At 57.2% G+C, this 11,529-nt stretch carries 11 protein-coding genes; 3 read left to right on the top strand and 8 right to left on the bottom strand.

Translation table 11 applies throughout. From position 1 onward, the window contains the following. Positions 1-374, top strand: a 374-nt coding sequence (locus ALO64_RS12330; RefSeq protein WP_054991723.1) for a RidA family protein, incomplete at its 5' end; no start/stop codon positions are given. A 151-nt stretch (positions 375-525) separates the two neighbouring features. Here the strand turns inward: ALO64_RS12330 and ALO64_RS12325 are convergent. From ALO64_RS12325 to xylA, 6 genes are all read right to left on the bottom strand, one after another. Continuing rightward, positions 526-1,686, bottom strand: a complete 1,161-nt coding sequence (locus ALO64_RS12325; protein ID WP_235378719.1) for a type III effector — start codon at positions 1,684-1,686, stop codon at positions 526-528. A gap of 17 nt (positions 1,687-1,703) precedes the next feature. Beyond that, complete coding sequence (locus ALO64_RS12320; RefSeq protein WP_004665222.1) at positions 1,704-1,994, bottom strand: CesT family type III secretion system chaperone; 291 nt, start codon at positions 1,992-1,994, stop codon at positions 1,704-1,706. A 239-nt stretch (positions 1,995-2,233) separates the two neighbouring features. Further along, complete coding sequence (locus ALO64_RS12315; RefSeq protein ID WP_044345149.1) at positions 2,234-3,370, bottom strand: sugar ABC transporter permease; 1,137 nt, start codon at positions 3,368-3,370, stop codon at positions 2,234-2,236. Beyond that, positions 3,371-4,927, bottom strand: a complete 1,557-nt coding sequence (gene xylG, locus ALO64_RS12310; RefSeq protein WP_044345148.1) for a D-xylose ABC transporter ATP-binding protein — start codon at positions 4,925-4,927, stop codon at positions 3,371-3,373. A gap of 93 nt (positions 4,928-5,020) precedes the next feature. Next, on the bottom strand, positions 5,021-6,022 hold the full coding sequence (gene xylF / locus ALO64_RS12305) for a D-xylose ABC transporter substrate-binding protein (protein ID WP_044345147.1): 1,002 nt from the start codon (positions 6,020-6,022) through the stop codon (positions 5,021-5,023). Between the two features lie 139 nt (positions 6,023-6,161). After that, on the bottom strand, positions 6,162-7,478 hold the full coding sequence (gene xylA / locus ALO64_RS12300; protein ID WP_044345146.1) for a xylose isomerase: 1,317 nt from the start codon (positions 7,476-7,478) through the stop codon (positions 6,162-6,164). A 182-nt stretch (positions 7,479-7,660) separates the two neighbouring features. Between xylA and ALO64_RS12295 the strand changes: the two genes are divergently transcribed. Further along, positions 7,661-8,860, top strand: a complete 1,200-nt coding sequence (locus ALO64_RS12295) for a XylR family transcriptional regulator (protein WP_044345145.1) — start codon at positions 7,661-7,663, stop codon at positions 8,858-8,860. A gap of 5 nt (positions 8,861-8,865) precedes the next feature. On the opposite strand, the gene ALO64_RS12290 is transcribed toward ALO64_RS12295, so the two are convergent. After that, the gene (locus tag ALO64_RS12290; protein ID WP_044345144.1) at positions 8,866-9,633 is read right to left on the bottom strand and encodes a C1 family peptidase; all 768 of its coding nucleotides are present in this window, start codon (positions 9,631-9,633) and stop codon (positions 8,866-8,868) included. Between the two features lie 401 nt (positions 9,634-10,034). Between ALO64_RS12290 and ALO64_RS12285 the strand changes: the two genes are divergently transcribed. Further along, positions 10,035-10,487: a DUF3237 family protein gene (locus ALO64_RS12285; RefSeq protein WP_005733118.1), complete on the top strand. Its 453-nt coding sequence runs from the start codon at positions 10,035-10,037 to the stop codon at positions 10,485-10,487. A gap of 321 nt (positions 10,488-10,808) precedes the next feature. On the opposite strand, the gene ALO64_RS12280 is transcribed toward ALO64_RS12285, so the two are convergent. Continuing rightward, a complete protein-coding gene (locus tag ALO64_RS12280) occupies positions 10,809-11,240 on the bottom strand; it encodes a VirK family protein (protein ID WP_002553374.1) in 432 nt (143 codons plus the stop codon). Positions 11,241-11,529: the final 289 nt, after the last annotated feature.

The following is an 11,529-nucleotide window of genomic DNA, read 5'->3' as shown; positions in this document are numbered from 1 at the left end:
AAACCCGGGGCGGTTCACTGGTGTTCATCAGCGGCACTTTGCCCGACCTTGCCGACCCACACGCTCCGGCGGGTACGCCTGCCGCCTATGGCAACACTGAAGTGCAGAGCGTTTCGGTGTTCAACAAACTGCGCAATATCCTCCGGCAACAGGACCTTGATCTGGGCGATATCGTGCAGTTGCGGGTGTTTCTGGTGGGGGCCGAGGAAACCGGCGGCAAGCTTGACTTTGCAGGCCTGCAGGCCGGTTACACGCAGTTTTTCGGCACCCCCGAGCAACCCTTGAAACCTGCGCGCACCGCTTTGCAGGTAGTGGCGCTGCCGTTGCCCGGTGCGCTGATCGAAGTGGAAGCGGTAGCGGCCAGGCAGGCTTGAGCACCTTTCCTTCCCGGTAGCCTTTAAAGCGAGGGCTTCGATGGGTCAGCCTTTATCGGGCACAACGTTTTCCCAGTGCATCAGTAGATCTTCGCGCAGCATGCCCAATGCCTGTCGTTGGGTCTTCAGGTCTGGTGAGAAAAATGCCGCATCAAATATGATGCCCATTCGCTCCTGGCTCTGCTTGCAATTGCGCCTTTTTCGCCTGCTCGGGTTGCATGTCCGAGAAACTGAACACCGGGAGCATATTGCGTGACCAGCTCTCGGGCAAAGGCTGACCGCTGGCGAGCAAGGCACCGGCATAACACTCAGCCAATTGCTGCGAGCCGCGCATCATTCCGGCTCTGTACAACTCCTGCTCGGTACGGCTTGACGCAAGCCGGGGATAGATCTGGGTAGCGGCTTTGGCGACTTCACTGATGGCGTCATCGTCGCCGCCGAAGAACGCTTTCAGCAGCGTATCTTCGCCGACAGCACCTTCAATACGTTTCGCCGCAGCGGGCCATGAGTCTCCTGTGGCCAGTTTGAAACCGTGATAGGGGTCTTTGGCCAGAGGGATAGGCAAGAGGCGTTTCGGCGTGGGTAGTTTTTCCGTCAGATGAGTGGTCAGGCCTTCGTTCAAGGCTTTCCAGTGCCGATGATCAATGTGACGACCCCTGAACTCCGGGTGGGTGTAACAGTGTATGAACTCGTGCCCTGCGACCTCGGCCGGGTGACTTTCAAGCGCAATGTTGGGGTTCAGCTTCACCTGACGGGTTTTAACGTTCCACTGACCTGCGACGCCAGGGGGAATGTCGTGAGTGACGTCTGCCTTTGCTTTGAAACAGTTACTGTCTTTGGGAATGTAGGCGCCGTAACGCTCCAGAACCGTTCTGTTTCCCTGATCCAGATCGTTCTGAGAAGAGCGATGCTTTAAACTCATGGCCGCCCATATACTGCCTCCAGGATCTTTTGCAAAATCATCCGGATGCCTTGTCAATCGACATCCTGTCGAGAGCGCAAGGGTTCCTACCATCAGTTTCACAAAAAGCCTGACTGGATCAATCCCCGGCTCTCGCCGAGCGCGTGCAGCTCCATTGTTGTCTGCAGCCGCGCTGCCTGAGTTTTCCTGAGCCGCCTGCGGTTCTCCACCTGACGATGTGCCGGACGCTCGTAGGCGTAACGACGATGGCGCGTCCATCGGTGGCAGTGGTCGCTGACCTTGCGCTGCATCCAGTCGCATTGGCGTGGGGCTTGTGGGGCCCTCGACGGCATGGGAAGCAGCGGCTTGTGCGGTAGGGGCAATCCCGTTCAACGTCGGCTTGTTCAACATGGGCTCTGTCCTCAGCGCTAACGCAGGCGCTGCGCGGTGTTACGCAACTCCTGCGTTGTTTCGGCAAAGTTAGCCAGCAGATTTTCGAATCGGGTCTTGTCCAGTGCGAGAAAGTCATGCTCGTAGGAATACACCAACGTGTTCTCGTCCGGGTTGATGGTCAACGCGCCGCGTCGTAGCCGCAGGCCCGGAAAAGCATGGGCAAGCAGCTTGCGCAAGAGGATGTCGTCCTGAGGGTCGGCACGCAGATCGATGATCTCTGCCAACATCGTGAGGCTATCGCCGTTCACATGCAGTGTGAGGTTCATTCCTTCCTGCCACTGTACGGCCTGTGTCGCAGAATTTCCGTTGGCCGCCTGACCACGCCTATCAAGCAGCTTTTGTAGAGTGGAGGATGAGTTCATTGCCAGTATTCGTAGAAAACCATATCGACGGTGAGTGGCTGAAACGCACGCTGTGGTTCCCGGTATCTCGATTAACCTGTGGGACCTGTCGAGACCGGCAAATCCAGAATAAAGTGGTCAGCACAACCTCTGACTTCTGCGAATCACCGCCGTCCGGCCCGTGTGCTCACGTCCACCCACACCGCCAGCACGAGGATGCCGCCCTTGACGATCATCTGCCAGTAACTGTCGACGTCGAGCATGGACATGCCGTTATCGAGACTGGTGATGACCAGCGCGCCAAGCAGGGCACCGTAGACAGTGCCCGAGCCGCCGCGCATGGACGTGCCGCCGATAAAACAGGCGGCAATGGCGTCCAGTTCGCCCATGTTGCCGGCCGAGGGAGAGCCTGCAGCCAGGCGTGCGGTATTGACCAGCCCGGCGAAGGTACACATGACGCCCATGATGCCGAAGATCCACAGTTTTACGGCCTGTACGTTGATGCCGGATAACCGCGTGGCTTCCATGTTGCTGCCCACCGCATAGACGCGCCGTCCGAAAACCGTCTGGCTGGTGACATAACTGAACACACCGAGCAGGACCAGCAACAGCAATACCGGAACGGGGATTCCGTCGTAGCTGTTGAGCACATAGACAAACCCGCCCAACACAGCGCCGATCAATACCACGCGTAACACATCACGGATCATCGAATGTGCCGCCAGCCCGTGCAGGGCTCTATTGCGCCGTTGTTTCCAGGTCAGGAACAGCGTCAGGGCCAGCAACAGTACGCCAAGCGCTGTACCGACAGAGTGCGGCAAATATCCCTGGCCGACGTAGACCAGCGAAGGCGATACCGGGGCGATGGTCGTGCCGCCGGTAATCCCCAGAAGAATGCCGCGAAAGGCCAGCATACCGCCCAGCCCGACAATGAAGGAGGGAATACGCAGGTAGGCCGTCATGTAGCCGTTTGCCAGACCGATCATCAAGCCGCACAGGGCCACCAGACTCAGATTGGCCAGCAGCGGCACGTGGTAAACCACATCCAGAATCGCCGCCAGCCCCCCGAGCAGGCCCAGCAATGAACCCACCGACAGGTCGATCTCGCCACTGATGATCACCAATACCATGCCGCAAGCCAGAATGCCGGTGATGGACATCTGCCGCAGCAGGTTGGAAAGGTTGCGCGGGGTCAGAAACCCTCCATCGGTCTGCCAACTGAAGAACAGCCAGATCACTGCGATGGCAATCACCAGCGCAAGCATTTTGTAGCGGGTGAAGAACTGTTTGACCTGGTTCATCTATGCGGTCTTCCGGGCATTATTGTCAGGGGCATCGGGGTGGCTGAGCGCAGCGGCGAGCACCTGTTCCTGAGTGAGTTCATGGTTGATGAAGTCGCCGCGCAACTGGCCTTCGCCAATCACCAGCACACGGTCGGAGACTCCCAGTACTTCGGCCAGCTCCGAAGAGACCATGATGATTGACACACCTTCGGCCGCCAGCGCGCCCATCAGCTTGTAGATCTCGTACTTGGCACCCACATCGACGCCACGGGTCGGTTCGTCGAGAATCAGAACGCGCGGGCGGGTCAGCAGCATCTTCGCCAGCACGGCTTTCTGCTGGTTGCCACCGGACAGGCTGGTGATCGGCAGGAACGGGCTGGCCGTCTTGAGGTGCATGCGCGAGATTTCCCGGTCGATGCTGCCCAGCTCGGCTTCGGCATCGATGCGGGTTATTTTCGAGTAGGTATCGAGAACCGCGAGGGTGATGTTCTGACCAACGCCCAGGTCCGGAATAATGCCCTGACGCTTACGGTCTTCCGGGACCATGCACAGGCCGGCGCGGATTGATTTGAGCGGCGTGCGCGTGTCGACAGGTTGGCCGTCCAGCCACACTTCACCGGTATATCGGCCCGGGTAGGCACCGAACAGAGCGGACACCAGTTCGGTGCGACCCGCGCCTACCAGCCCGGCAATGCCGAGAACTTCCCCGCGCTTGAGAGCAAACGAAATGTCGTCGACCCGTTTGCGTCCGGGGTTATCGACGTCGTAACAGGTAATGTTTCGCGCCTCGAAAATCACCTCGCCGATCTCATGGGGTTCGGTGGGGTAAAGGTTGCTCATTTCGCGACCGACCATCTGGGTGATGATCTTCGGGATGTCCATGTCCGACATTGCGGTGGTGGCGATGTGCTTACCATCGCGGATCACCGAAATGGTGTCGCACACGGCCGCCACTTCATCGAGTTTGTGCGAAATGTACACGCACGCCACGCCCTTGGCTTTCAGATCATGAATGATGTCCAGCAGCACCTCGATTTCCGAGCGGGTCAGGGCCGAGGACGGCTCGTCGAGGATCAACAGACGAGCTTTCTTGTTCAGTGTCTTGGCGATTTCCACCAGTTGCTGATAACCGCCGCCGTACTGGGAAACCGGCAGAGCCACGTTCATGTCTGGCACTTTGAGCTCACGCATCAACACTTCGGCGCGATGGATCATGGCCGGGTAGTTCATGCGCCCACCCGGGAGCGTCAGTTCATGACCCATGAAGATGTTTTCGGCCACCGACAGGTCAGGCACCAGCGTGAGTTCCTGATGAATGATGACGATACCGGCTGCTTCCGTTTCGCTGATTGACTGCGCCTTGAGGGGGTTACCATCCCAGAGGATCTCGCCGTCCCAGGTGCCGTAGGGGTAAACCGCTGACAGCACCTTCATCAGCGTGGACTTGCCCGCGCCGTTTTCGCCGCACAGGCCGACGCATTCACCGGGCCGGACCTTTATGTCAATGCCGTTCAGGGCTTTGACGCCGTCAAAGGTTTTGACGATGCCGTTCATTTGCAACAGATAGTCGGACATGGCACAGGCTCACACGGGGATCCAAGGGCGTGCCTGAGCCTGCGCAGCCGTGCTGCACAGGCCCAGGCTTTCTATCGACTGATTATCGATAGCTCACTGGCCGCCCATCTGCGCCTTGGTGTAGAACCCGTCTTTCTCCAGCAGGTCGATGCTGTCCTTGGTCAACGGTGTCGGGGTCAGCAGGATGGTGTCGACTTTCTTGCTGCCATTGTCGTACTGCGGGGTAAAGGCAGGCTTCTCGTTGCGCACCAGTTGCACCGACAGTTTGGCGGCTTCGCTGGCAATCAGCTTCAGCGGCTTGTAGACGGTCATGGTCTGGGTGCCATCAATGACCCGCTTGACCGCCGCCAGGTCCGCATCCTGCCCCGAGATAGGCACTTTGCCGGCCAGTTTCTGTGCGGCCAGCGCCTGAATCGCGCCCCCGGCGGTGGCGTCGTTGGAAGCAACGATGCCATCGATCTTGTTGTTATTTCGGGTCAGGGCATTTTCAACAATGCTCAGGGCTTCAGTGGGGTTCCATTCCTTCACCCACTGTTGGCCGACGATTTTGATATCGCCCTTGTCGATGGCTGGCTGCAGCACCTTCATCTGACCTTCGCGCAGAATCTTGGCGTTATTGTCTGTGGGTGCGCTGCCCAGCAAAAAGTAGTTGCCCTTGGGGGCTGCTTTCAGCACGCCGCCGGCCTGCATTTCGCCGACCTTTTCGTTATCGAAGGAGATGTAAGCATCGATCTCGGCGTTGAGGATCAGTCGGTCATAAGACACCACTTTGATCCCGGCCTTCTTGGCTTCGGCAACGGCGTTGGTCAGCACGGTTGCGTTGAACGGCACGATGACAAGCACATCGACGCCGCGAGAGATGAGGTTTTCGATCTGCGATATCTGTTTCTGCTCGTTGGCATCCGCCGACTGTACGTAGACCTTGGCGTCCAGTTTCTCCGCTGCCGCAACGAAGTAATCACGGTCGCGTGACCAGCGTTCCAGACGCAGGTCATCAATGGAAAAACCGATTTTCGGGTGGGCGGAGTCGGCCATGACCGGCAGGGACAGCAAGGCCAGAGCGCTGGCAAGCAGCGTGCGTTTCAGGGTGTTCATAGGGTGCGTCCTTTTATTGTTGTTCGAAAGACACTTCATGATGTGCAGCATGATGCCGGTGCAACTGTAGAACGTTGTCGGACGCCGCGGGCACAGATTTGTCGTGAGAATGTCACTGCGACGTCCGTTCAGCCTTGCTTCAGGAGTAGATAAAGCGGTTGACCACTCCTTCAAGCAATTCCTGCCGACCGCTGACGGCTTGTGGGTTGAGGTCGTTGGCGAACGCATGCTCGGCCAGCGAAGCGAGACTGAAACCTCCGCTCAGTACGGATTGGCCAAACGGCTGCTGCCAGCCTGCGTAGCGCTGGTCCTTGAACTGCTGAAGCTTATCGTTCTGCACCATCGCCGCAGCGCGCTCCAGCGCCAGGGCGAGCACGTCCATGGCGGCAACGTGGCCGTGGAACAGGTCGACTTCGTCGAGGCTCTGACGACGGACCTTGGAATCGAAATTGTAGCCGCCATTGGTGAAACCACCGGCCTTGAGAATCTCGTAGGTGGCGAGGGTCATCTCCTCGACGCTGTTGGGGAACTGGTCAGTGTCCCAGCCGTTCTGCGGGTCGCCGCGGTTGGCATCGATGCTGCCAAAGATCCCCAGCGAGACTGCTGTGGCAATTTCGTGGTGGAAGCTGTGTCCGGCCAGGGTCGCGTGGTTGGCTTCGATGTTGACCTTGATCTCTTTTTCCAGACCGTACTGCTGCAGAAAACCGAACACCGTAGCACTGTCGTAATCGTACTGATGCTTGGTGGGCTCCTGCGGCTTGGGCTCGATCAGCAAGTCGCCTTTGAAGCCAATCTTGTGTTTGTGCTCGACCACCATACGCATGAAGCGGCCCAACTGTTCGCGCTCCTGCCTGAGGTCCGTATTGAGCAGGGTTTCGTAGCCTTCACGACCGCCCCACAGGACGTAGTTGGCCCCTTTGAGTCGCTGGGTGGCGTTCATGGCACTGAACACCTGAGTCGCGGCGTAGGCAAATACTTCAGGGTCCGGATTGCTGGCGGCCCCTGCGGCAAAACGCGGGTTGCTGAAACAGTTAGCGGTGCCCCACAGCAGCTTGATCCCGGTTTGCTCCTGATGACGTTCCAGCTGATCAATCATCTGCGCGAAGTTGTCGCGATACTCCTTGAGCGAGCTGCCTTCCGGTGCCACGTCGGTGTCATGGAAGCTGTAGTAGTCGATGCCGAGTTTGGAGAAAAACTCGAAAGCTGCTTCAGCCTTGCCGATAGCCAGCTCCAGCGGGTCCCCGGAACCTTGCCATGGACGCTTGAAAGTGCCGACACCAAACATGTCGGCGCCCGGCCAGACGAACGTGTGCCAGTAGCAGGCCGCCATGCGCAAATGCTCGCGCATGGGTTTGCCGAGAATCAGTTTGTCGGCATCGTAGTGACGAAAGGCAAGGGGCGAGTCGCTGTCAGGGCCTTCGTAGCGAACCTTGTCGACGGCGGGGAAGTACGGCATCTGCGTTTTCCTTATTGTTCTTGGCGATGCCTCGATACTAGCAACGGCCCCAGGCCTGCTGATTATGAAAATCGTCAACGCGCAGTGCGATTTTGAGTATTGAGATTGGTCCTTTGCAGGCCTAGTCTGTGTAGAGCAACGTAGTGCTTATCGAATCGATATAAAAATCCGGCATAAAAATAATGAAAACCGTACCCCCCGTTCACCGTATTGCACTGTTGTTCAACGGCAGCAAAATCTATGACCGCGGCATCATCAGCGGCATCGGCAACTACCTAAGCAGTACCCGGGTGTCCTGGGATCTGTTTCTGGAGGAAGATTTTCTCTGTCGCCTGAAAGGCATCGAGCGTTGGCAGGGTGACGGGATCATTGCCGACTTCGACGACCCGCTGATTGGCGAGGCGTTGGCTGGCATCAGGCTGCCGGTGGTGGCGGTAGGCGGTTCCTACCAGGATGAGCGCGCCTACCCGAAGGGCATTCCCTATGTCGCGACCGACAACCACGCCTTGATCAAGGCTGCCTACGAGCATTTGATAGTGGCCGGGCTGACCCGCTTTGCCTGCTTCAGTCTGCCTGAGGCTCAGGCCAATCGCTGGGCGCAGGAGCGCGAGCAGGCCTTTCGTCGACTGCTGCAGCGCGACGGCCTGCACGCCGAGGTTTATCGCGGCCTGGGCACCAGTGCACCGCTCTGGGACAGCGCTGTGGAACAGCAGATCGCCTGGCTGCAAAGCCTGCCCAAGCCTATCGGCATCATTGCCGTGACAGATGCCCGCGCCCGTCAGTTGTTGCAGGCCTGCCTGACTGCCGGAATTGTCGTGCCTGAACAAGTGGCGCTGATCGGCATCGACAACGATCCGTTGACCAGAACCCTCACGCGTGTACCGCTGAGCTCGGTGGTTCAAGGCACCGACACAATGGGCCGAACCGCTGCGCGCCTGCTGCACCAGATGTTGCATGGCATGCCGTCTTCCGGCACCCACATTCTGATACCGCCGGACGCTGTCAACGTACAGGCTTCGAGTCTGCATCAACCGTTGGGGGACCCATATGTCATGCAGGCGTTGCTGTTTATCCGGCAGTACGCGTGCCAAGGCATCAAGACCGCACAGGTAGCCGCGTACGTGGGTGTTTCGCGCTCGTCGCTGGAAGCGCATTTTCGCCGGGTGCGGGGCTGTAGCGTGCATTACGAGATCCTGCGTTTCAAACTGGCCGCTGCCGCGCACGGGCTGCAAAATACGGACTGCGCAATTGCCGACATCGCACGAGATTGTGGTTTCCGGTCGGCGCAATACCTGCATACGGTATTTCGCCGGGAATTTGGTTGCACGCCGCGAGAGTACCTGCAAGGTGTCAATGCGGCAGTGCAATGCCCAGGTGCCTGAGAAGGTCAGGCAGCCACGACCCTTATCGTCCAGAAGTCGGTGGACAGATTTTCATCCAGCAGATAGCTGTAGGGCAGGGTGAAGTAGCCTTCCATGCCCCAGCCAGTGCCCCATGAGTTGCGCAGGATGAAATGCTGGTGGGCATCGTTGTAACCCACTGCCAACACGCAGTGCCCTCCGAGCATTTTTTCGTGAGGGCCCGGCATCGGGGCATGCCCGGTCTGGGCGACTTTCTTGCTTTCAAAGCTCTCGTAGACGGAAAAACCAATGACAAACGGATAGCCTGCCGCCAGGCAGCCTTTCATCTGGTTGAGGTTTTGCGCAACCTTCTGGTAGGACACCGCTTTGTATTTTCTAGCGTCCTTGTAGCAGGCAGCCGAAGGTTTGACAGCGAACTTTTCAATGTCATAAGGCCACTCTTTTTCAGGGCAATCACCTTGCTCCGCTACACTTTTGATTCCGTGGCGGATCATCGCGCCGCTGTCCGAATCGACGGTATGCTCAATGACCCGTTCGTTGTAATAGATAAACAACCGCGAGGGCTCGAATGCTGGCGTCAGCTTTTGCTTCATGCGATCGAACTGAATCGCTCCGGCAATACCGTTCGCGGTACAACTGCCCAGTTGGCCCTGGTCGTATACGGGCGGGCAATGGGGGCGCAGATCAACCATGTGCGGGAGCGCCGCCAGCGCCGTTGTGGGGGCCGCATAAAGATGATCGCGATGATCAGGCAGATCGCGAATCCATCCATACTGTTTCACGGTATAGGTCATTTCGTATCTCCTTGTAAGACACTGTCGGAAAAGTTGACAGTCCTCATGTAAACAGGTTTTTGGCAGGCGCGGATTAAACTTCATTTAGTAAGTAGTGAGCTATGAGTTGGCCGAGTGGGCTCATTTGGCCAGTACTGTTAGTTGAGTAATAGGCCATGTGAATCAATTTTTAAATGAACTTGCGGGATAGAATTTCCGCTTTTTTTTGCGCTGGGTACGAGCCACAGAGATTTATCGAAAGTGGCAAAACGATACTGCTTTACAGATGCTTATCCTAAGCCTCATAAGCGTACCGGTTGGTATATTTAAATTGACAGCATGCGATGTCCGGGCTAAAAGAAACACCTCGGTACAGTTATGGGCAGGCGCGAGCCACCGCATGCAAGATGAGGGGTAGAGGGATGGAGACGATGCAACTGCATGAAATACTGGCTGCTCACCTGCGTATCGATAAGCCGCAAGCGCTTTGTAACCCTCAACGAGGGCAACGCAGCAGCGGTGAGATACTGGGAGGAGAATTTAACGGCGATCGATTGCAGGGGCAGGTTCTTCCGGGAGGTAGCCTTTTTCTCGTGCCCCAGGATGACAGCCTTGCACGATTCAGCCTGTACTACACCTTGCTGACTGACGACGGAATAAAGATAGATGTCGTCGGAGAAGGGCTCGTGGCCTTCGATGAAACGGACCGCGCGCCATTCGCCGAATCGCGCTGTCGGTGCACGTGCAGCAAACAGTTCAGCGTTCCTTCCGGCGCTCATGATTACCTGCAGAGAAACCTGTACGTCGGCAGATTAAATATAAAAGCCGGGGATGACCGCCTGCGTGTCAGTATTTATCAGGTTAACGAGATATAGAGAGCCTTCAAGGAAGCGCGTGGGTGTGAAAGCAAGTGTCAAGTGTGTTATCAAGGTATAAACCTTGTCGCTGACACTTGGCGGGTCGGCGTGATGGCGTTTAAATCATTTTTGCTGGTTATGTATATAACCAGAGACTGGTCAGTCTGACAGGGCTGCTTGCGTGCAGGCTGGGTTCAACCATTCTCAGTTTATCAATCGGGTTTGAAGTGCTCGAAATTGTCCACCAATAAGCAATTCAAGCGTTACTTTCAAGGGCGTGAGGACGGTCTGTCGCCCACGCCGGATATATGTCTGGTTCATTTGGTTGTGGCGTGACCGTTACTGGCTGGCAAAAAAGCTTAGTCCTTTGCCGATCGCGCATTCATAACTCACCGGATTGCCGACCTGCTGGTAGCCGGGAACACTCAGCGTCGTCATGCTGAATACTGCACTGCCATTAGAGCGTATCTGGTAGCGAATGAACTGCTCGATGGGCTTGTTATCGCGATCGAGGGTGAAGTGGCTGTCCGAGAACGCGAGGGTGCCGTCGGGAGTGATGCGGTAGGCATCGATGCGTTTGCCGCCTTTGGTTTTGGACGGCTCGGCACCCGCGACCGAAGACTTGCATTGCCCAAGATCAATCGCCACAGCGACCGACTCTCCGGTGTTCAACGCCTGGACGATAGCGGGGTAGCTGACCAGCGCGTCGCCAGCGTGAGCAGCACCGGGCAGTGCAAGGGCAAGTAATGCGGCAGCGTAATAATGTTTCATGGCAACTCCAGTAAGTCAGTCTGAAGGTTGAAAAGACCGTCATCTCGTGGTTATCGAGCGTCGCGAAACCTACCATAAGGTTTCCTTGAAGTGGGCCCTGAATAGCAGTGGCACGGCTCTGATTCGACGTTCTTCATTCTTTTTCTCGATCAGCCGATAGAAATGACGGTGCTAATTTATTCGTCAGCCACGGGAAGGGGATTGAACATGCTGAGACAGCTGAAAATAGCCGCGCGGACCTCCGCCTGCTTTGCGTTGATGGTGGTGCTGGTGTTCATGCATAGGAATT

The organism is Pseudomonas meliae (assembly GCF_001400515.1).
Classification (GTDB): domain Bacteria; phylum Pseudomonadota; class Gammaproteobacteria; order Pseudomonadales; family Pseudomonadaceae; genus Aquipseudomonas; species Aquipseudomonas amygdali.
This window is presented reverse-complemented; position numbering and strand designations above follow the sequence as displayed.

Coding starts and splice junctions, on each gene's coding strand:
- ALO64_RS12320 (WP_004665222.1), bottom strand. CDS start 1,994: ATGAACCTCACACTGCATGTGAACGGCGATAGCCTCACGATGTTGGCA.
- xylG (WP_044345148.1), bottom strand. CDS start 4,927: ATGTCCGACTATCTGTTGCAAATGAACGGCATCGTCAAAACCTTTGAC.
- ALO64_RS12315 (WP_044345149.1), bottom strand. CDS start 3,370: ATGAACCAGGTCAAACAGTTCTTCACCCGCTACAAAATGCTTGCGCTG.
- ALO64_RS12295 (WP_044345145.1), top strand. CDS start 7,661: ATGAAAACCGTACCCCCCGTTCACCGTATTGCACTGTTGTTCAACGGC.
- ALO64_RS12280 (WP_002553374.1), bottom strand. CDS start 11,240: ATGAAACATTATTACGCTGCCGCATTACTTGCCCTTGCACTGCCCGGT.
- ALO64_RS12325 (WP_235378719.1), bottom strand. CDS start 1,686: ATGTTGAACAAGCCGACGTTGAACGGGATTGCCCCTACCGCACAAGCC.
- ALO64_RS12285 (WP_005733118.1), top strand. CDS start 10,035: ATGGAGACGATGCAACTGCATGAAATACTGGCTGCTCACCTGCGTATC.
- xylA (WP_044345146.1), bottom strand. CDS start 7,478: ATGCCGTACTTCCCCGCCGTCGACAAGGTTCGCTACGAAGGCCCTGAC.
- ALO64_RS12290 (WP_044345144.1), bottom strand. CDS start 9,633: ATGACCTATACCGTGAAACAGTATGGATGGATTCGCGATCTGCCTGAT.
- xylF (WP_044345147.1), bottom strand. CDS start 6,022: ATGAACACCCTGAAACGCACGCTGCTTGCCAGCGCTCTGGCCTTGCTG.